Source organism: Pseudomonas sp. 2725, assembly GCF_050434585.1.
In the GTDB taxonomy this organism is placed as follows: Bacteria; Pseudomonadota; Gammaproteobacteria; order Pseudomonadales; family Pseudomonadaceae; genus Aquipseudomonas; species Aquipseudomonas jessenii.
In genome coordinates this window covers 104,311-123,276 of the sequence record NZ_JBNDIV010000003.1, presented here as the reverse complement: position 1 = coordinate 123,276, position 18,966 = coordinate 104,311, and the positions used below count along the sequence as shown (strand labels likewise).

Sequence of the window (18,966 nt, the reverse complement as noted above, 5' to 3'; positions counted from 1 at the left end):
CCAAAGAACCCTGTGGGAGCGAGCTTGCTCGCGATGGCGGCCTAATGTTCGATATCAATGCGGCTGACACTCCGCTATCGCGAGCAAGCTCGCTCCCACAGGTTCCAGGGCGAAACCATCGGGCATAAAAAAGCCGCAACCCAAGGTTGCGGCTTTTTTTGTTTCAGCTGTCGATCAGTGGGCGAACAACGAATTGCCCTTCTGCCCCGCCAGTTTCTCCGGCTTGATCAGGAACCGCGCCAGTGCCGGCAACAGCCACAGCGCACCGAACATGTTCCACAGCAACATGAAGGTCAGCATCAGACCCATGTCGGCCTGGAACTTGATGGCCGAGAAGATCCAGGTGCACACGCCGATGGCCAGGCACAGACCGGTGAACAGCACCGCCTTACCGGTGGACTTCAGTGTCTGGTAGTACGCCTCTTGCAGCGGCAGGCCGGCACGCAGGAAGCTTTCCAGGCGGCTGTAGATGTAGATGCCGTAGTCCACGCCAATCCCCACCCCGAGCGCCACGACCGGCAGGGTCGCCACTTTCACGCCGATACCCATGAAGGCCATCAGGGCATTGCCGAGTACCGAGGTCAACACCAGCGGTAGCACGATGCACAAGGTCGCCGCCCACGAACGGAAGGTGATCATGCACATGACCGCGACGCAGATGTACACCAGGACCAGGATGGTCAGTTCGGACTTCTTGATCACCTCGTTGGTGGCCGCCTCGATCCCGGCGTTACCGGCAGCGAGGATGAACTCCAGGCCTTCCTTGTTGTTTTCCTTGGCGAACTCCTGCACCGCATGTACCGCGCGATCCAGGGTCTCGGCCTTGTGATCGTTGAGGAACACCAGCACCGGCGCCACGGAACAGCTGTTGTTGTACAGGCCGTCAGCGCGGGCAATCGAGTTGTTCAGCACATCAGGGTTACGCGACAGGGTTTCCCATTTCAGGTTGCCCTCGTTCATGCCCTTGATCATTTGCTTGGACACGGTCACCAGGGAAATCGCCGACTGCACGCCCTCGGTGTTCTGCATCTTCCACATCAGCTCGTCGATCGGCGCCATGGCTTCGTAGCGCGAACAGCCTTCGGACTTGGTCTTGACCATCACCACCAACACGTCGGAGCTGGTGGAGTAGTTGTTGATGATGAAGTTGTTGTCCTTGTTGTAGCGCGAGTCCGGACGCAGCTCCGGGGCACCCTGGTCGAGGTCGCCGATTTTCAGGTTCTGGCTGTACCAAAGGCCGCCACCAAAGGCGACCAGTGCCAGCAGAATGGAAACCGGGGCCACTTTCGCGCTGGCAAAGTTCGACAACAGGCGCCAGAACGGATGCTCGCGAGTCGCGTCCTTTTTGCTGCGGTCGACGGCACGCTTGCTGATGCCGACATAGGAAATCGCCACTGGCAACAGGATCAGGTTGGTGAACACGATCACCGCCACACCGATGGATGCGCCGATGGCCAGCTCACGGATCACACCGATATCGATGATCAGCAGCGTGATGAAACCCACGGCATCGGCGAGGATCGCGATCATCCCCGGCAGGAACAATTGACGGAAGGTGCGACGCGCCGCCGTCAGGGCGTTGTCCGCCTCACTCGATTGCAGGGCGATCCCGTTGATCTTCTGCACGCCGTGGGAAATACCGATGGCGAAGATCAGGAACGGTACCAACATCGAATAGGGGTCAAGCCCGAAGCCGAAGAAGTGCATCAAGCCCAGTTGCCAGATCACTGCCACCAGCGTCGTGCTCAACACGGCGACGGTACTGCGCAGGCAGTTGGTGAACCACAGCAAGAGGATCAGGGTGATGACGAAGGCAACGCCGAAGAACATCACCACCATCACCAGGCCATCGATGAGGTCACCGACTTTCTTGGCGAAACCGACGATGTGGATCTTCACGTTCGGGTTCTGTGCTTCGAACTTGGTGCGGATCTTGTCCTCAAGCTCGTGGGAGAACTGGCGATAGTCCAGCGCCAGCAGCTTGCCCTGGTCCTGCGGGTCCGGATAGGACTCCAGCAACGGAATGTCGACGATGCTCGACTTGAAATCGTTGGACACCAACCGCCCGACCTGACCCGATTTGAGCACGTTGTTGCGCAACAGATCGAGGCTGGCCTGGGAGCCGTTGTAGCTTTGCGGAATCACTTCACCGCCGGCGAAGCCCTCTTCAGTCACTTCGGTCCAGCGAACGCTGGGGCTCCACAGCGACTTGAGGCCGGAACGGTCGACGCCGGAGATGTAGAACACCTCGTCGTTGATCTGACGCAGGGTCTCCATGTACTCCTTGGAGAAGATGTCGCCATCGGTGGCTTCCACCGAGATCCGCACGGTGTTGCCCAGGTTCGCCAGATCGTTGCGGTGCTCCATCATCTTCTGGATGAAGGGGTGCTCCAGCGGGATCATTTTTTCGAAGCTGGTGGACGGACGGATCAGCGTCGCCTGCCAGAACAGAAAAATACTGACCAGCAGGCAGATCGTGATCACTGCCGGGCGGTTGTTGAAGATCAGGCGCTCGAGGAACGTCGCCTTGTCCTGGTGATGAGTACTCAAGGAAGTCATAGCTCCGCCTTCTTATTATTAACCCGGCTCATTTGCCCGACTCGGTGCCGCTTGGCGAAGTGACGCGAACGCCGCCCTGCCCGGCCAGAACCAGATTGCCATTGCCTGCCGCAGTCACTGCCGAGACGGAAATACGGTCCGGGCGGTTGACCACCTTGAAGGTTTCGCCATTGTCACTGCTGCGAATGACCGAACCGCCGTTGCCGACGATCACGATGGAACCATCGTCGAGCAGCGTACCGCCGGACAGCCCGAACTCCAGGTCGCCACGTTCAGCCTTGAGCTCGACCTGGTCCCAGGTGGTGCCGAAATCCGTGGAACGGTAAAGATTGCCGCGCAGGCCGTAGGCCAGCAACGTATTGGACTGCGCCGTACCGATCACGCCGAACAGCGAGCCTTCGTAAGGGCCTTCGAGTTTCTCCCAGGTCTGGCCCCAGTCCGCGGAGCGGAACATGCTGCCCTGCTCACCGACGATGAACAGCCCGGCGTCCTTGACCGCGGCGATCGCGTTCAGGTGGTACTGGTCTTCGTTGTCCAGGCGGTCGCTGGCGTCTTCCCAATGCTTGCCACCGTCGGTGGTTTCCATCAGCGAGCCGTAGGCGCCCACGGCAAAGCCGCTGTCGACGTCCTTGAACCAGACATCGAGCAGCGGCGATTCGCGTTTCAGATCTTCGAATTGCTTGGTCCAGGTCGCGCCGCCGTCCTCGCTGGCGAGGATCTGCGCGTCATGGCCGACGGCCCAGCCGTGCATGTCATCGACGAAGAACACCGACGTCAGCAGGGCCCGGGTCGGGACCTTGGCCTGGGTCCAGGTAGCGCCCTGGTCATCGGAATACAGGATGTGCCCACGATCCCCGACCGCCACCAGGCGCTTGCCGGCGTGGACGACATCGAGCATCAGGCTTTTGGCAGCCTTGGCGGATTCAATGGAATAAACAACGTCGGATGCCGGCGCGGCCGCGGCCAGCGCAGGCGCCGACAGCATGGCAGAGCCCAACACCGAGAGCGCTGTGGCCAGCAACGCGAATTTGCGTAATGCCGGCGGGCGGCAGATACCCACACCCATGACAGGCTCACTCATAGACCTTCTCCCATTATTATTGTTAGGTCGTTCAACCTTACTGGGCGCCGCAAGGGTGCGTGTCCGGACCGGCTGTTTCAGAGCATAGTCCTGAAACCCGCAATCCAGAGCCCCTTCGGAAGCTGGCCTATCCTATCGGTGTTTTTTAATGTCTGACAATCGACGCCACGTTATCTTTTGTTAACCGGGGGGATGGGGGTGGGGTTCTGAATGGTTGGGTATCAGGTGGGGTGATTGCGGTTTTGGTGTTTGGTGTTTGGTGTACATATCCGTTGCTGCGGTAACGGCGGCTTTTCCAATCGGCGTACATATCCATTTCTGCGGTAACGGCTGCTGGCGGTTTCGCTCTTACAGCGAGTCCCTTTTTCAAACGCCAAAAAGGAACCAAAAGGCTTCGCCCCGGCGTACGGCACCTCGCCAAGGCTCGGTGTTCCCTCGCTACGGTGTCCATCAGGGGGCATCGCCTACGGTCTGCTTCGCGACGACCTCCTCTCGATGTGTTCGACTTCGTCGAACGGCGCTACGCGCCTAACCCCCTGATGAACACCTACGCTCGGCCTGCCGAAGGGGCGAAAGATCAAAAGCCAGATCAAGATCAAAAGCCAAAGCCAAAGCCAAAGCCAAAGCCAAAGCCAAAGCCAAAGCCGTAGATGGGGGTTCTGAAGATTTTGTGCAACCAGATAGGATTCAAGCGACTGGCAGGCCGCCATCGCGAGCAAGCTCGCTCCCACAGAAGAGCAGAGCAAAAGCAGGGCTGCGTACCCCCACGCTCTTCACCACTCATCAGGCCGAGCGTTAGCTCGCCTGCAGCTTTTGATCTTGATCCACCCGCCCCCTCGGAAGGCTGAGTGGAGGTGTTTATCCGGGGACTGGCGCGCAGCGCCGTTCGACGCAGTCGAACTCATTGCATGTAGGTCGAAGCGAAGCCGACCGGAGGGCAATGCCCCCGGATGAATACCGGAGCGAAGGAACCCCGAGCCTTAGCGAGGGGCCGTACGTTCGGGGCGAGACCTTTTGGTTCCTTTTGGGGCGTTTGCCAAAAGGGACTCGCCGTAAGGGCGAAACCGCCAGCCGCCGTTACCGAAGAAACGGATATGTACTCAATCAACCAAGAACCTGGTCGGCCCAAAGGCCGCCAAGTTCAAAAGCCAAGATCAAGCCAAACTCTTGCTGACCACTTCAAACACATCACTGGACAACTGCCCCGAAGCCCGAATCCGCTCCAGCTCCGCCTTCATCAAAGCCTGACGAGCGCTGTCGTATTTGCGCCAGCGAGTCAAAGGCGCCAACTGCCGAGAAGCAATCTGCGGATTGAAGCCATTCAACTCGATCACCAAATCCGCCAGGAAGCGATACCCGGAACCGTCAGCAGCATGGAAGTTGACCAGGTTCTGCCCGGCAAACGCACCGACCAGTGCCCGCACCTTGTTCGGGTTCTTGATGTTGAACGCAGGATGCTGCATCAACTGACGAACCCGCTCCAGACCACCAGGCAACACGCTGCCAGCCTGGACGCTGAACCACTGATCCATGACCAACGGGTTGTCCTTGAAGTGTTCGGCGAAGCTGGCCAGCGCCTTGGCCTTCTCGGCTTCGAACGGTGAATTGACCAACACGGCAAGTGCGGTCAGGCGCTCGGTCATGTTGTCGCACGAATCGAACTGCTCCAGAGTCGCAGCCACAACTTCCGGCTTGCCGCTGAGCATCAGGTACGACAGCGCAATGTTCTGCAACGCGCGGCGAGCGAAGTGCTCGGCTTCGGCCACGTACGGCGTCTGCTTCGACAACTCGCGATTGGCCTGATAACGCAGCCACAAACCTTCGAACAACGCCTCAGCCAGTTGCTTACGGGCAAATTCACGCGCCGTGTGAATCGCTTCGACATCCGCCACTTCACTGATCTCGGTCAGGTACGCCTCGCTTGGCAGAGAGAGCATTTCCGCGACCATCGCCTGATCCAGCGACTCATCCGAAAGCACCGTGCGCAACGCCGCCACCAGACGCTGATCGAGTACCAGCGCTTCGCCCTTCTGCTGCTGGGCGATCAGCTCTTGCAGCACCTGCACCGACAGTTGCTGGCCGGCATCCCAGCGGTTGAAGCCGTCGCTGTCATGCTGCATCAGGAACATCAGCTGATCACGGTTGTACGGGAAGCTCAATTTCACCGGCGCCGAGAAGCCGCGCAGCAACGACGGCAACGGTTGTTCGGCGATGTCGACGAAGGTGAAAGTCTGCTCGGCTTCGGTCACGGAAATGACCCGCGAGGTGCCTTGCGCAGTGGCTTCGCCGGACAGACGCAGGGCAATCGCTGCCCCTTTGGAATCCAGCAGCCCCAGTTCGACCGGGATCACGAACGGCAGTTTTTGCACCTTGTCCGGGGTTTCCGGGCAGCTCTGACGGAAGGTCAGGCTGTAGGTTTTCGCCGCCGCGTCATAAGACTCGCTCACCGCCAGGCGCGGTGTACCGGCCTGGCTGTACCAGCGCTTGAACTGGGTCAGGTCAACGCCATTGGCATCTTCCATGGCCTTGATGAAGTCATCGCAGGTCACGGCCTGGCCGTCGTGGCGTTCGAAGTACAGGTCGCTGCCTTTGCGGAAGCCTTCGGCGCCGAGCAAGGTGTGGATCATGCCGACCACTTCCGAGCCCTTTTCGTACACGGTCAGGGTGTAGAAGTTGGAAATCTCGATGAAGCTGTCCGGGCGCACGGCGTGGGCCATGGGGCCGGCGTCTTCGGCGAACTGGTGGGTGCGCAGGTACGCCACATCCTGGATGCGCTTGACCGTGGCCGAGTTCATGTCCGAGGAGAAACCGGCATCGCGGAACACGGTGAAGCCTTCCTTGAGCGACAGCTGGAACCAGTCGCGGCAGGTCACGCGGTTACCCGACCAGTTGTGGAAGTACTCGTGGGCGACGATCGCCTCGACCCGCTGGTGCGCGGCATCGGTGGCGGTTTCGGCCTTGGCCAGCACGGCGCTGGAGTTGAAAATGTTGAGGCCCTTGTTTTCCATGGCGCCCATGTTGAAGTCATTCACGGCGACGATCATGAAGATGTCCAGGTCGTACTCGCGACCGTAGACCTCTTCGTCCCAGCGCATGGATTTCTTCAGGCTGTTCATCGCGTGCTGGCACTTGTCGATGTTTTCCGGCTCGACGTAAATGCGCAGCGCCACGTTGCGCTCGCTCATGGTGGTGAAGCTGTCTTCGACGCACCACAGGTCGCCCGCCACCAGCGCAAACAGGTACGCCGGTTTCTTGAACGGGTCTTCCCAGGTCGCCCAGTGCCGACCCTCTTCACCGGGACCGGAAGCGATCGGGTTGCCGTTGGACAGCAGCACCGGATAACTGTGTTGTTCGGCGACGACCGTGGTGGTGAAGGTGCTCATCACGTCCGGGCGGTCGAGGTAATAGGTGATCTTGCGAAAACCTTCGGCCTCGCACTGGGTGCAGAACATCGTGCCGGACTTGTACAGGCCTTCCAGCGCGGTATTGGTTTCCGGATGGATCCGGACGCTGGTATCGACCGTGAAGGTGGTGCTGGTCGGGTGCAGGGTCAGGTGATTCTCGGTCAGCTGATACTGCGCCTCGGAAAGCTCCTGGTCGGCAAGAGTGACCGACAGCAGTTCCAGCTGCTGGCCGTCCAGCACCAGCGGCGGCAGGCCCGGGCCGCGCTCGGGGTTGCGGCGCATCACCAGTTGCGCATGGACCAGGCTGTGGTCCTCGTACAACTCGAAGGTCAGGTGCGTTTCGTCGATCAGGTACTCGGGCGCCTGATAGTCCTTGAGGTAGATCATCTTCGGTTGTTCGGTGCGCATGCTGGAGTCCTTACTGATGCACGGCGAGCTGGTAAGCCGTGTATTTACGAATGTTGATCACGCCGGTGTCGAAGATCAGGTATTGACCCTTGATCCCCATCAGCGTGCCTTCGGCAATCGGGTTCTTGTCCAGGTTGAAGCTGACGATCTTCGCCGGGTACTGCTCGACCGGGTAGCGGATTTCCAGCGGTTCGACGTCGGTCACCGGCTGGATCGCCTGCAAGCCAAATCGCTGCTGCAACCCGAGCAAGCCTTCGGCACAGCTGTCGAACAGTTGGTCGCGGACCTCGGCCAGGTTCACCGCCGCCGCATCGCCCTTGAGCAAAGCGCGCCAGTTGGTCTTGTCGGCCACCTGGCTGCGCAACAGATCCTCGACGAAACCGGACTGCTGGCGAGTCGATACGCGCATGATCGGCAAGGCCTGGCTCGCCCCCTGGTCGAGCCAGCGGGTCGGCAACTGGGTGGCGCGGGTAATCCCGACTTTGACCCCCGACGAATTGGCCAGGTACACCACGTGATCGGTCATGCAGAACTTCTCGCCCCACTCAGGCTCCCGGCAGGTGCCGGCCTCGAAGTGGCAGCGTTCCGGGCTCATGATGCACACGTCGCACTGGGCCAGTTTGGTCATGCACGGGTAGCAGTAACCCTGGCTGAAACTGGTCTTGGTCTTGCGTCCGCAATGGGTGCAGTGGATCGCGCCCAGGTATTCCAGGCGCACCGTGGTACCGATCAACGGATTGACCGGGACCTCGGTTTCGCCCAGACGAAATGCGTATTGCACGTTCGGCCCGTCCAGGCGCGCCGACATTTTGCTGATTGCACCGCGGCCAATCTCGATCAATGGATGGCATCCGACTTGAACAGAATATTCGGCACTTGAATCGACTTGGAGCTGCATTCCTGCGGGCCCATGTAGCCGGTGCGCTGGTCCTCTGGCAGGTTCTGGATTTCCCAGGCGATCATCGCCTGCAGCGACAGCTCGCGTTGTTCGGCGGTGAGCTTGCCACCGTCCGACCATTTGCCGATTTCCACGGCCAGTTTCAGGCTCTGGTAGATATCGGGGGTGATGTTCTTGATCATTTCGTTAAAAGAGGACATTGGGTCTCCGTCTCTTTATTGCATGTTCTGAATTAGGCGGCCAGTTTACGGCGGTTATACAAACCGCCCAACAAACCGGTGAAGCATCCGATGAGTAACCCGCTGACGTGGGCCGCGTTGGCGATCTCGCCGAAGCCGATCATCGAGACCAGCCCGGACAGGCACAGCAGCAACCACACCAGCATCATCACCAGCACGCCTCGCGGCAGGCGATAGGCCGGGTTTGGCGCCAGCAACTGGAAGATCCAGCAATGCCCGAGCAGGCCGTACAGTACGCCGGACAAACCGCCGAACAAGGTCGGGCCGCTGAAGAAATACTGGGCAAAGTTCGACACCAGGCTGAACAGCAAGGTCAGGCCGATCAGGTTGATACTGCCCTGGCGCGACTCGATACGCCGCCCCAGCTCCCAGTACCACATGCCGTTCATCGCCAGGTGCAGGATGCCGAAGTGGATCAGCATCGGCGTGACCAGGCGCCACCACTGCCCCGCCGCCAGGCTGTCGGCCAGTGGCGTGAAGTGGATGTATTCGCCGACCACGCGGAACTCGAGGAAGGTCAGCCAGCGCATCGTTTCAAGGTTGTCGCCCAGCATGGTCACCGCGCCGACAACCAGGCTCAGCAGCAGCACCAGCGCGGTGGCCCTGGCGTATTTCAACTGCTCGACGAACCCCGGGCGCTTGACGGTATGCGCCACCGGAATGTCCAGTTGCTGATCGGGGTCACCCGCCGGAAAACGCTCGTACAGCGCACGCACGTCTTCACTGATGTTGTCCGGCACCCACAGCACCTGCTCGCCAGCTTCCTCGCTGACCCGATGGGGCACTTGCATGCGCTTGAGCAGGGTGACGAACCCGCTCAAGTCCACCGCCAGGGGCAGACGCAATACCGCTACAGCACTCATTGCAGCACCTCCGGCCGCTCGACATCGACCCAGACGAATTTTTGCGGATCCAGGCGGGTTTCCTGATCCAGTCGGTAGGCAACCAGTTTGCCGTACAGCACTGCGCTGTAATCCAGACAGGCCAGGTTCGGCCGGATCGGTGCCGGCTTGCCGCTGCGCCAGTAATGGCCGACGAACAACAGCGGCTCATCGATGCCATAGCGCAGCAAACTGTTCTTTTCGGTGGACGACAGCGGCGTCCGGGCCACGGGTTCCGGCAGTGCATCCGGTTGGAACACGATGTCGCCGTAGGTTTTCGGATCGTCTTCCCAGAACTTGGTGCGGAAGAACGAACGCACCAGGCCGTCGCCGCTGGTCATGGTCAGGCCATGGGGCAAACGCATGTCCGTGCCGCGCAGCAGCCGGTCGAATACGGTGCAGGCAAAAGAGCCCGACTCCGCCGACGCCTGGAGAAAATGCTCGTCGACGCAGCCGTTGGGGAACAACGCCCGCAGCGGCTCGATCAGCCCGGCGTCCCAGCAGGCGTGGACCACGCGAAAACGCCCGGCATCGACGAACAATGGCAACTGGTAGAACCATTGCTGGAAGTCGTGCCAGTCACCCGGATGGTGTTCGAACTGGGTCAGGGTTTCGTGCAGCAGGCGGGCATGACGCGGCGTGTGCTCACGCACGAACTGCTTGCCGCTGCCGGGCAGTGCCGGCGTGCTCCAGCCCAGCGCATTGAACTCGTGGTTGCCCATGATGCACAGCGCCTGACCGGCCTCGACCATGTCGTGGACGATATGCAGTGCCTCGCGAATCCGCGGGCCGCGGTCGATGATATCGCCGACGAACACCGCCATGCGCGAATCGTGTCGCCAGACGCCGCCCTGTTTGTGATAACCGAGTCGGTCGAGCAAGTGCTCCAGGGTCAGAGCGCAACCGTGCACGTCACCGATCAGGTCGTAGCTACGCGCGGGATCGAGCATCAGTCGCCTCCACCCCCCAACTTGCTGCCCCAGCCAAGCTTGGTCCGGCAGACTTCATAGTAATTGTGGTCCAGCGGATGGATCAGCCGCAGTTTCTGGGCTTTCTTGCTGACGGTAATGGTGTCGCCCGGCGCGCAGGTGAAGTGGTTCTGCCCGTCGCACGAGACTTGCGGGTAAATCTGCATATCCTTGGACACGACGATTTTCAGCTCACTGTTGCCATCGACCACAATCGGTCTACCCGACAAGGTATGGGGGTACATCGGCACAATCACAATAGCGTCGAGCTTGGGATGCATGATCGGCCCGCCGGCGGACAACGCATAGGCGGTGGAACCGGTCGGCGTCGCGACGATCAGGCCGTCGGCCTTCTGGCTACAGACGAACTGGCCGTCGATGTACAGCTCGAACTCGATCATTCGCGTGGATTTGCCGGGGTGCAGCACGACGTCGTTCAGTGCATCGCCCTGGCCGATGGCCTCGCCGTGGCGGCGGACTTCGGCCTGCAACAAAAAGCGGTTTTCCACCAGATAGTGGCCATCCAGCACTTCGGCGACCTTGGTTTCCAGCTCATCGGGACGGATATCGGTGAGGAAACCCAGGCTGCCCCGGTTGATGCCGAGCACCGGAATATTGTGTTTGGCCAGCGCCCGGGCGGCACCGAGCAGGCTGCCGTCACCACCGACCACTATGACCATGTCGCAGACTTCGCCGAGCATCTTGCGCGACGAGGTTTGCAAGCCGTGCCCTGGCAGCACTTCGGCGATGGTGTCTTCGAGGATCACGTGCAGGTGACGATCGAGCAGAAACCGTTTCAGTCGGCGGACGGTATCCAGCACCTGGGAACTGCCCAGGCGACCGATGATGCCGATATTGCGAAATTGCTCCATGGGGCTCCTGCGGGGATCTGCGTGGCGGCGAAAACCACGATTATGGGCGAAAGCCGCCCGTAGACAAAATCCTTTCAGTTTCAGGGGTGTGCCCGGGTTTCGGGCTATGCTCGCAAGATGATGCTATTTCCGGATTTGCTCCACCTGCCCCATCAGTTACGCCATCCCGAAGTGCGTGACCTGGCGTGGGTCATCCTCGCGCCGCCCATGCTGGACAATACCCCGTGGCCGCAGCGTCACCCGCTGGCCGGCAGCGACTGGGTGCAGGCACCGGATCGGCTGGAGCATTGGCTGCGGCAGCTGGATCGGGACAGTTATGGCCTGCTGCACTGGCTGGCCCAGGCCCGGACCCGGCGCCTGGGTTTGTACTACGAACGCCTCTGGCAATTCGCCGTGCAGCATGCACCGGGCATTGAACTGATTGCCGCCAACATGCCGATTCGCCACGAAGGGCACACCCTCGGTGAACTGGACATGCTGCTGCGCGACCGCGACGGCGTGCATCACCTGGAACTGGCGATCAAGCTCTACCTTGGCCCGCAATCCGGCGACGGACACGACACCGCCAAGTGGCTGGGCCCGGGCTGCCACGACCGGCTCGACCGCAAACTGGCGCACCTGAGCCAGCATCAATTGCCGATTTCCACACGCCCCGAGAGCCGTGAAGTGCTCGCGGCGCTGGATATCCAGGCGTTCAGCGCACATTTATGGCTGGGGGGTTACTTGCTGTACCCGTGGCCCGGACAAGCCGCCCCGCCATTGGGTGCCCATCCACAGCATTTGCGGGGTCGCTGGTTGCATCAAAAGGATTGGCCGGCGTTGTTGGCCCAAAGCCCGCCCGGTCGCTGGCAACCCCTGCCCCGTCACGCCTGGCTGGCGCCGGCGCATTATTCGGCCGAGCACACCTGGAACCCCGGACAGATGCAGGCGTGGCTGGATGACCTGGACCCGCTGGCGCCAGCACAACTGCTGGTGCGCCTGACGGAAAATGCCAGCGGCGACTGGGAAGAGGCCGAGCGATTGTTTCTGGTGGCGGATCTTTGGCCGAATGTGCCGGGACAGGGTTGAGTCCAGTATTGCCTGAGCCGGCCTCTTCGCGAGCAAGCCCGCTCCCACATTGGGCCTCAGCCGAACACAACTCTTGTATCCACTGAAGATCCCTGTGGGAGCGGGCTTGCTCGCGAAGAGGCCAACACGGTCTAAAGAGATAACCACCCAGCGCTTCGCAGGACAAAGCGCCGGCCAATGACCATCAGTCTTTCTTGTGCTGCTCGACCCATTGCCCATAAGCACTGATGAAACTTTGCAGGAACGGCTTTACCGACTCGGACAACTTGCCAGATTCGTCGAACGCCGAACCGGCGTTCCCCAGATAGGCCTCCGGTTGCTGCATCATCGGCACATTGAGAAACACCATGGATTGACGCAGGTTGTGATTGGCACCAAACCCGCCGACGGCCCCCGGCGACACACTGATAACGGCTCCCGGCTTACCGCTCCAGGCGCTTTTGCCATATGGACGCGACCCCACGTCAATCGCGTTTTTCAACGGTGCCGGCACCGACCGGTTGTATTCCGGGGTCACGAACAACACCGCGTCGGATGAGCTCACCTGTTGTCGGAAAGTGCTGTAGGCTGCCGGCGGTGAAGCGCCATCGATATCTTCGTTATAGAGCGGCAGATCGCCAATTTCGACGATGTTGAGCTTGAGATTGGCCGGCGCCAGTTCTATCAGGGCCCGTGCGACCTTGCGGTTGATCGATTCCTTTCTCAAGCTGCCGACCACGACGGCGATCGTATAGACGTTGCTCATAAGATTTCTCGACTGTCCGATAGGAAGAGCTTGTAGTTATAGATGACGATTCAAACAGCGGGCGACCGAAAACCCCGTCCCTGACTATTTTTTTCCCGTAGGAAAACTTACCTCGCCCAAGCACGGTCTACAGTGCCGCAAATTGAGTGATTTATCTCCAGAGGTTCTAAGCAGATGGCAGCAGTACTCGTCGGTCAGTTCCATGCAAGAGACGCGCAAGGCCGCATTTATTCGGTGCACGAGTTTCAGGACTCCACCCCGGCGGCAGAAGGTTCAGGGCCTGTCACCACCTACAAGCTGGCCATTGGCGACCGCGTCAACAAGGTCGACGACAATGAATTCATGCTGGTGCAAACCGGCGTGACCATTACCCGCGAACCGCAGATCGCCAGCGCTTCATAACCCGTCGTTATGAGCAGAAGTCATATGCACGGACTTGGGGTAGGATTCAGCCACTGACTCCTCCACCTGCTGAACATGGACTTCACGCATGCGCTTACGCCATATCGAAGTGATCCAGGCACTCTTGCAGACCGGTCACCTGGGCACCGCCGCCGAATGGCTGCAGTTGCCGGTGGCCGAAGTCGAGCGCTTGCTGCGCGACGCCGAGGATCAGTTGGGTTTCATGCTGTTCGCCAGCGTGCGCGGACGATTGCAGGCCACCCGCGAAGCGCGGGAACTGCAGGTGGAAATTGCCCGGGTCTATGATGCGCTCGAACCGGTGCAGCGCCTGGCCAACAGCCTCAGGCAATACCTGGCGCCGCCGCTGCGCATCATCTGCACCCCTCCCCTGGCCAACCAATTGTTGCCACACAGCATCGCGGCCCTGCGCCGACGCCTGCCCGATGCGGCTTGCACGCTGCTGAGCCAGCCCACCCGCGACATCGTCAGAAGCCTGCTGCTGCGTGAAAGCGATCTGGGCCTGAGCCTGCATGACCCCGATCACGCCGACCTCGACTGCCATGTAATTGCCCAGGGCAAACTCCAGTTGCTCGCCCCCCATGGCTGGCTGCAACCGAAACAGAAATACATTTCACTGCAGGATCTGGCCGGCCAATCGATGATCGGCCTGGAGGGGCAGGACCCGTTGAGCCCGGCGCTGGAAAACAAACTGCACGGCTTGCGCCCTGCCCCGGTGATTCAGACCCGGGTCCAGACGCATCAGATGATGCGCAGCATGGTCGAGGCCGGCGAAGGCCTGGCCATCGTCGACCCCTTCACCGCCCTCGGCGCCAAAGCCTCGGGGCTGGACACCTGCCCGCTGGCGCCAGCGGTCCCGATCAGCCTCTACGCCCTGACCCTGAAAAACGCCGAACCCTCTCCGGCGGTTCAGACGCTGTTAACCATCGTCACGGAACAAGCCGCGGCGATGCTGACGAACTGAACGGATTTTCCAGCGGGTTTTCGAACAATCGATACCAGAACAACGCCACTTCGGCGGTGTTCGGATCGATGCCGCGATAGCGCAGGTGGTCGATCCCACCAATCACGTAACCGCAGCGTTCATAGAGCCTGCAGGCCCCCAGGTTGTTGTTCTGGGTTTCGAGCATGATGCCTGGCAGCTTTTTCTTGCGGCTCCAGAACTGCGCCACATCCAGCAGGGCCTTGGCCACGCCATGCCGCCGGGCCGGTGCGTGCACCGCCAGCTCGTCGATATGGGCAAAGCCGTTCCAGTTGGTGCTGACCACCAGGTGCCCCACGGGCTGGTCATCCAGATAAGCCATGAAAATCGCGCCGTCGGCGGAATCGCGAAAGCTGCTGAATTCCTCGGGATCGATGCCGTAGCACTTGCGATAAGGCGTGATCGGGGTGACAGGCCACTGTGCCACCGGCGCTCCTATTTGTGCCGCACCGTAGGCCGCGACTTCAAAACTGAAATCACTGCCCCAGATATAGGCGGCAAAACCCTCGTCGGCAACCCGTACCGACAACCCTGGATAATTCGGATTTATAACCGGCTGCATACTGGGAAATGTCCTCATTCCTTGATGCAATCGACGGTGTAGCACCGTCCACTGCCCTGATCTTCATGTTGCAATCCGTGCACATCAGCAACGAACCCCGGAAAGCTGCTATCGAACGTGCGGGCAAACGCCAGGTAATCGATGATCGAGCGGGTCGACTCGGTAAAGCGCTCACCCGGCATGATCAGCGGAATGCCGGGTGGGTACGGCACCAGCATCACTGCAGCGATCCGCCCGTCCAGCGCATCGATCGACACGGCTTCGACTTCACCCCGCACCAATTGATCATAGGCGTCCGCCGGCTTCATCGCGACTTCCGGCAGAACGGTGTACATGCGCTTGAGGTGCCTGGCGGTGGCATTGCTGCGATAACAGGCATGCAACTGATCGCACAGATCACGCAGCCCCATGCCCTGATAGCGTGCGACATTCTCTTGCGCCACACAGGGCAGGCAACTGGCCAGACTGACGTTGGCGTCGTAGCTGCGCTTGAACTCCAGCAGTTCGGTGAGCAGCGTGCTCCACTTGCCCTTGGTGATGCCCATGGAGAACAACACGAGGAACGAGTACAGCCCGGTCTTCTCGACCACCAGGCCGCGCTCCCACAGGAACTTGCTGACCACCGCCGCCGGAATCCCGCGCTCGCTGAGGGCGCCACCGGCCGTCAATCCCGGCATCACCAGCGTGACCTTGATCGGGTCGAGCAGCACATAGTCGTCGGTCACGCCGCCAAAGCCGTGCCAGTCGGCATCGGGTTGCAGCAACCAGTCCTCAGTGACGACCCGCTCGATGCCTTCCGCCGACGGCGGTTGCCAGATCGAGAACCACCAGTCATCGGCGGCAATGTGCTGGCGCAAATTGGCCAGCGCACGGCGAAAACTCAGGGCTTCGTCGAACATTTCCTGCAACAGCGAACGCCCGGCCGGCCCCTCCATCATCGCCGAAGCCACATCCAGCGAGGCGATGATGCCGTACTGCGGCGAGGTCGAGATGTGCATCATGAATGCTTCGTTGAAGCGATCCCGATCCAGTTGCCGCGCACCGCCATCGCGCACGTGAATCATCGATGCCTGACTGAAGGCCGCCAGCAACTTGTGGGTCGAATGGGTGGTGAACACCAACGGGCTGTCTTCATCACGGGAGGTGCCCATGCCGTAGCGCCCGGCAAAGAACTCATGAAACGCTGCATAGGCGTACCAGGCCTCGTCGAAGTGCAACACCTCAACGCTATTGCCCAGTTGCTGCCTGATCAGCTCAGCGTTGTAGCAAAGGCCGTCATAGGTCGAATTGGTCACAACGGCAAGCTTGACCTTCGGGGAACGCCCCTTGGTCAGCGGACTGGCGTCGATCTTGGCCTGGATCGATTCGCGACTGAACTCACTCAGGGGAATCGGGCCGATAATCCCCAGTTCATTACGCTCCGGACACAAGTACAGTGGGATGGCGCCGGTCATGATGATCGAATGCAGCACCGACTTGTGGCAATTGCGGTCCACCAGCACCAGGTCATCGCGGGCGACCACCGAGTGCCAGACAATCTTGTTGGCCGTGGACGTGCCATTGATCACGAAAAAGGTGTGATCGGCGCCAAAATTGCGTGCTGCACGAGCCTCGGCTTCAGCCAGGGGGCCGGTATGATCGAGCAAGGAGCCGAGCTCCGGTACCGACACCGAAAGATCCGAGCGCAGGGTGTTTTCCCCGAAAAACTGGTGAAACGCCTGCCCGACCGGACTTTTGTGATACGCCACGCCACCGCCGTGGCCGGGGGTGTGCCAGGAGTAGTTGGAATCCGCCGTGTGCTGCACCAACGCCTTGAAAAACGGCGGCAGCAGGCCATCGAGGTACTTGCGCGCGGCGCGGGCCACCTGCCGGGCGAGAAAGGGCACGGTGTCCTCAAACAGATAAAGAATGCCGCGCAACTGATTGAGCTCGGCCATGGCGTCGGCGGGTGCGTTTTCCAGGGTCACTTTTTCGCCCAGGGCGAAGATCGGCAGATCCGGTGCACGCACCCGCGCCAGACCGATCAGTTCGGCCATGTTTTGCAACAAATGAGAATGGGTGCTGGCGTCTTCAGAGGCAATCAACATGCAGGACAGGCCGTGGTAAGTCGACGCAACCAGTCGTCCTTCGGTGTAGTCCACCGCCGAAACGACGCTGAACCCTTCCTGCTCCAGCTCCCGGGCAATCCCCCGCACGCGGTCACCGGCAACGCTGTCGGCCTTGATGTCGCGATGAACGATCAGGACCGGGAATTTCAAGTCTTTGTACATGAGGCTCAGCGTCCTGAGGCGGCAGACCAGAGCCTGCCAATCACCTCAGGTTAGAGTGTTGCAGCGGATGTGGCGAGCGGGATGCACCAACTTGTGGCGACGAGGGAGTTTCCCTGTGGCGAGTATCTGCCAAATAGGGTGTTATGCCTGCGCTTCAGCCTCGGCCAACTGCACCCACAACGCCGGGGCACCAGCGGATTTGCCGATGATTTCCAGGCGCGCCGCGTGGCGGGCCAGGTCGTCTTCACTGGCGCGGATGATGCGCGTCGGCTGACGGTCCGCCGGCAAACGGCGAATCTCGGTGGCCGAATTGTCCGCCCCTTCACCCGAGCCATTGCCATCGGAGGCGTTGCCGGCCAGGGACAGACTGGTCTGCCCCCCGGTCATGGTCAGGTAGACGTCGGCAAGAATCTCGGAGTCGAGCAAGGCGCCGTGCAGTTCACGACCGGAGTTGTCGACGCCATAGCGTTTGCACAGGGCGTCGAGGCTGTTGCGCTGCCCCGGATGACGTTCCCGGGCCATCATCAGGGTGTCGAGGATCGAGCAGTGCTGCGTGATGTCCGCGCGGTCCTGTTGGCCCATCAGGGCGAATTCGTTGTTGATGAAGCCAACGTCGAACGCCGCGTTATGGATGATCAGCTGCGCGCCCTTGATGAACTCGAAGAACTCTTCGGCCACCTCGGCAAAACGCGGCTTGCCCACGAGGAATTCGTTGGTGATGCCGTGGACGCCGATCGCGCCCTCGTCACTTTCGCGATCGGGTTGCAGGTACACATGAAAGTGCCGGCCTGTCAGGCGTCGGCCGATCAACTCGACACAACCGATTTCGATAATCCGGTGGCCGTCGGTCACCGGCATGCCGGTGGTTTCGGTGTCGAGTACAACGGATCTGGTGGCCATCAGTGCTCAGCTCTCAATCGGTCAATCGTGCAAAAGCGGCGATGTTAACACGCTCGCCGGGGTCTTTCAGGTACACCGAGTCACCGCCTTCGCGAGCAAGCCCGCTCCCATATTGAATCGGCGTCGGCTCACAACTTTGTGGACGACACGAATCCAGTGTGGGAGCGGGCTTGCTCGCGAAGGCCACGGCGCGGTGCATCGGCAGTACCCGAATCAGCCCTGCTTGTACCCACGCACCTCATCCACACCACGGTTGGCCAACTGGTCGGCCCGTTCGTTGCCGTGATGACCAATGTGTCCGCGCACCCATTTCCAGGTGACCTTGTGACGGTTGACCTGCTCGTCGAGCAACTTCCACAGGTCAGCGTTTTTCACCGGTTCCTTCGCCGCGGTTTTCCAGCCGCGCTTCTTCCAGTTGTCCATCCACTCGTTGATGCCTTTCATCACGTACTGCGAGTCGGTCACCAACAACACCTCGCAGGGACGCTTGAGTTCCTCCAGGCCACGGATCGCGCCCATCAGCTCCATGCGGTTGTTGGTGGTATTGGCTTCGCCGCCCCAGAGTTCCTTTTCGACGCCCTTGCACACCAGCAGTGCGCCCCAGCCGCCAGGACCAGGGTTGCCTTTGCAGGCGCCGTCGGTGAACAGTTCTACGCTATCGCTCATGCCAATCTATCCAGAAAATGCGCTGGCCCGCCGATCGCTGATC

The 18,966-nt window shown here is 60.6% G+C and carries 16 protein-coding genes; 3 read left to right on the top strand and 13 right to left on the bottom strand.

Annotated elements, in window-relative coordinates; genetic code table 11:
- Nucleotides 1-174: 174 nt before the first annotated feature.
- The 8 genes from ABIE16_RS08475 to ABIE16_RS08440 form a co-directional block, all read right to left on the bottom strand.
- The gene (locus ABIE16_RS08475; protein WP_407515372.1) at nucleotides 175-2,559 is read right to left on the bottom strand and encodes an efflux RND transporter permease subunit; all 2,385 of its coding nucleotides are present in this window, start codon (nucleotides 2,557-2,559) and stop codon (nucleotides 175-177) included.
- Nucleotides 2,560-2,587: 28 nt separating this feature from the next.
- Nucleotides 2,588-3,640 carry a WD40/YVTN/BNR-like repeat-containing protein gene (locus tag ABIE16_RS08470; protein WP_154860107.1) on the bottom strand — a complete coding sequence of 351 codons (1,053 nt, stop codon included), beginning with the start codon at nucleotides 3,638-3,640 and terminating at the stop codon, nucleotides 2,588-2,590.
- A gap of 1,154 nt (nucleotides 3,641-4,794) precedes the next feature.
- Entirely contained in the window at nucleotides 4,795-7,452 is a 2,658-nt protein-coding gene (gene pepN / locus ABIE16_RS08465; RefSeq protein ID WP_429520879.1) for an aminopeptidase N, read from the bottom strand.
- Between the two features lie 10 nt (nucleotides 7,453-7,462).
- The gene (locus ABIE16_RS08460; RefSeq protein WP_090455017.1) at nucleotides 7,463-8,293 is read right to left on the bottom strand and encodes a DUF2797 domain-containing protein; all 831 of its coding nucleotides are present in this window, start codon (nucleotides 8,291-8,293) and stop codon (nucleotides 7,463-7,465) included.
- Nucleotides 8,290-8,550, bottom strand: a complete 261-nt coding sequence (locus ABIE16_RS08455) for a YeaC family protein (protein ID WP_429520878.1) — start codon at nucleotides 8,548-8,550, stop codon at nucleotides 8,290-8,292. Before ABIE16_RS08455 ends, ABIE16_RS08460 begins: the two co-directional genes overlap by 4 nt.
- A 32-nt stretch (nucleotides 8,551-8,582) precedes the next feature.
- A complete protein-coding gene (locus ABIE16_RS08450) occupies nucleotides 8,583-9,452 on the bottom strand; it encodes a rhomboid family intramembrane serine protease (protein ID WP_429520877.1) in 870 nt (289 codons plus the stop codon).
- Nucleotides 9,449-10,423: a metallophosphoesterase gene (locus ABIE16_RS08445; RefSeq protein ID WP_371318493.1), complete on the bottom strand. Its 975-nt coding sequence runs from the start codon at nucleotides 10,421-10,423 to the stop codon at nucleotides 9,449-9,451. Before ABIE16_RS08445 ends, ABIE16_RS08450 begins: the two co-directional genes overlap by 4 nt.
- Complete coding sequence (locus tag ABIE16_RS08440; protein ID WP_008016128.1) at nucleotides 10,420-11,310, bottom strand: NAD(+) kinase; 891 nt, start codon at nucleotides 11,308-11,310, stop codon at nucleotides 10,420-10,422. The genes ABIE16_RS08445 and ABIE16_RS08440 overlap by 4 nt, the downstream gene beginning before the upstream one ends.
- A 117-nt stretch (nucleotides 11,311-11,427) precedes the next feature.
- On the opposite strand from ABIE16_RS08440, the gene ABIE16_RS08435 reads away from it, so the two are divergent.
- Entirely contained in the window at nucleotides 11,428-12,378 is a 951-nt protein-coding gene (locus tag ABIE16_RS08435; protein WP_429520876.1) for a DUF1853 family protein, read from the top strand.
- 184 nt (nucleotides 12,379-12,562) lie between these two features.
- Here ABIE16_RS08435 and ABIE16_RS08430 read toward each other — a convergent pair whose 3' ends face one another.
- The gene (locus ABIE16_RS08430; RefSeq protein WP_429520875.1) at nucleotides 12,563-13,123 is read right to left on the bottom strand and encodes an NADPH-dependent FMN reductase; all 561 of its coding nucleotides are present in this window, start codon (nucleotides 13,121-13,123) and stop codon (nucleotides 12,563-12,565) included.
- 174 nt (nucleotides 13,124-13,297) lie between these two features.
- Here ABIE16_RS08430 and ABIE16_RS08425 point away from each other — a divergent pair, with 174 nt between their 5' ends.
- Nucleotides 13,298-13,525, top strand: coding sequence for a hypothetical protein (locus tag ABIE16_RS08425; RefSeq protein ID WP_057715028.1), 228 nt, complete (start codon nucleotides 13,298-13,300; stop codon nucleotides 13,523-13,525).
- A gap of 88 nt (nucleotides 13,526-13,613) precedes the next feature.
- Complete coding sequence (locus ABIE16_RS08420) at nucleotides 13,614-14,507, top strand: LysR family transcriptional regulator (RefSeq protein ID WP_429520874.1); 894 nt, start codon at nucleotides 13,614-13,616, stop codon at nucleotides 14,505-14,507.
- Here ABIE16_RS08420 and ABIE16_RS08415 read toward each other — a convergent pair.
- The 4 genes from ABIE16_RS08415 to rnhA all read right to left on the bottom strand — a co-directional run bounded on the left by ABIE16_RS08415 (nucleotide 14,473) and on the right by rnhA (nucleotide 18,923).
- Nucleotides 14,473-15,087, bottom strand: coding sequence for a GNAT family N-acetyltransferase (locus ABIE16_RS08415; RefSeq protein WP_349733912.1), 615 nt, complete (start codon nucleotides 15,085-15,087; stop codon nucleotides 14,473-14,475). The two genes, ABIE16_RS08420 and ABIE16_RS08415, sit on opposite strands and share 35 nt — an antisense overlap.
- 14 nt (nucleotides 15,088-15,101) lie before the next feature.
- Nucleotides 15,102-17,357, bottom strand: a complete 2,256-nt coding sequence (locus ABIE16_RS08410; protein WP_090455012.1) for an Orn/Lys/Arg decarboxylase N-terminal domain-containing protein — start codon at nucleotides 17,355-17,357, stop codon at nucleotides 15,102-15,104.
- A gap of 141 nt (nucleotides 17,358-17,498) precedes the next feature.
- Nucleotides 17,499-18,257 carry a DNA polymerase III subunit epsilon gene (gene dnaQ / locus ABIE16_RS08405; protein WP_046037200.1) on the bottom strand — a complete coding sequence of 253 codons (759 nt, stop codon included), beginning with the start codon at nucleotides 18,255-18,257 and terminating at the stop codon, nucleotides 17,499-17,501.
- Between the two features lie 213 nt (nucleotides 18,258-18,470).
- The gene (gene rnhA / locus ABIE16_RS08400) at nucleotides 18,471-18,923 is read right to left on the bottom strand and encodes a ribonuclease HI (RefSeq protein WP_007979123.1); all 453 of its coding nucleotides are present in this window, start codon (nucleotides 18,921-18,923) and stop codon (nucleotides 18,471-18,473) included.
- Nucleotides 18,924-18,966 lie beyond the last annotated feature (43 nt).

Coding starts and splice junctions, on each gene's coding strand:
- ABIE16_RS08430 (WP_429520875.1), bottom strand. CDS start 13,123: ATGAGCAACGTCTATACGATCGCCGTCGTGGTCGGCAGCTTGAGAAAG.
- ABIE16_RS08425 (WP_057715028.1), top strand. CDS start 13,298: ATGGCAGCAGTACTCGTCGGTCAGTTCCATGCAAGAGACGCGCAAGGC.
- ABIE16_RS08470 (WP_154860107.1), bottom strand. CDS start 3,640: ATGAGTGAGCCTGTCATGGGTGTGGGTATCTGCCGCCCGCCGGCATTA.
- ABIE16_RS08475 (WP_407515372.1), bottom strand. CDS start 2,559: ATGACTTCCTTGAGTACTCATCACCAGGACAAGGCGACGTTCCTCGAG.
- pepN (WP_429520879.1), bottom strand. CDS start 7,452: ATGCGCACCGAACAACCGAAGATGATCTACCTCAAGGACTATCAGGCG.
- ABIE16_RS08410 (WP_090455012.1), bottom strand. CDS start 17,357: ATGTACAAAGACTTGAAATTCCCGGTCCTGATCGTTCATCGCGACATC.
- ABIE16_RS08450 (WP_429520877.1), bottom strand. CDS start 9,452: ATGAGTGCTGTAGCGGTATTGCGTCTGCCCCTGGCGGTGGACTTGAGC.
- ABIE16_RS08415 (WP_349733912.1), bottom strand. CDS start 15,087: ATGCAGCCGGTTATAAATCCGAATTATCCAGGGTTGTCGGTACGGGTT.
- ABIE16_RS08435 (WP_429520876.1), top strand. CDS start 11,428: ATGATGCTATTTCCGGATTTGCTCCACCTGCCCCATCAGTTACGCCAT.
- dnaQ (WP_046037200.1), bottom strand. CDS start 18,257: ATGGCCACCAGATCCGTTGTACTCGACACCGAAACCACCGGCATGCCG.
- rnhA (WP_007979123.1), bottom strand. CDS start 18,923: ATGAGCGATAGCGTAGAACTGTTCACCGACGGCGCCTGCAAAGGCAAC.
- ABIE16_RS08455 (WP_429520878.1), bottom strand. CDS start 8,550: ATGTCCTCTTTTAACGAAATGATCAAGAACATCACCCCCGATATCTAC.
- ABIE16_RS08420 (WP_429520874.1), top strand. CDS start 13,614: ATGCGCTTACGCCATATCGAAGTGATCCAGGCACTCTTGCAGACCGGT.
- ABIE16_RS08440 (WP_008016128.1), bottom strand. CDS start 11,310: ATGGAGCAATTTCGCAATATCGGCATCATCGGTCGCCTGGGCAGTTCC.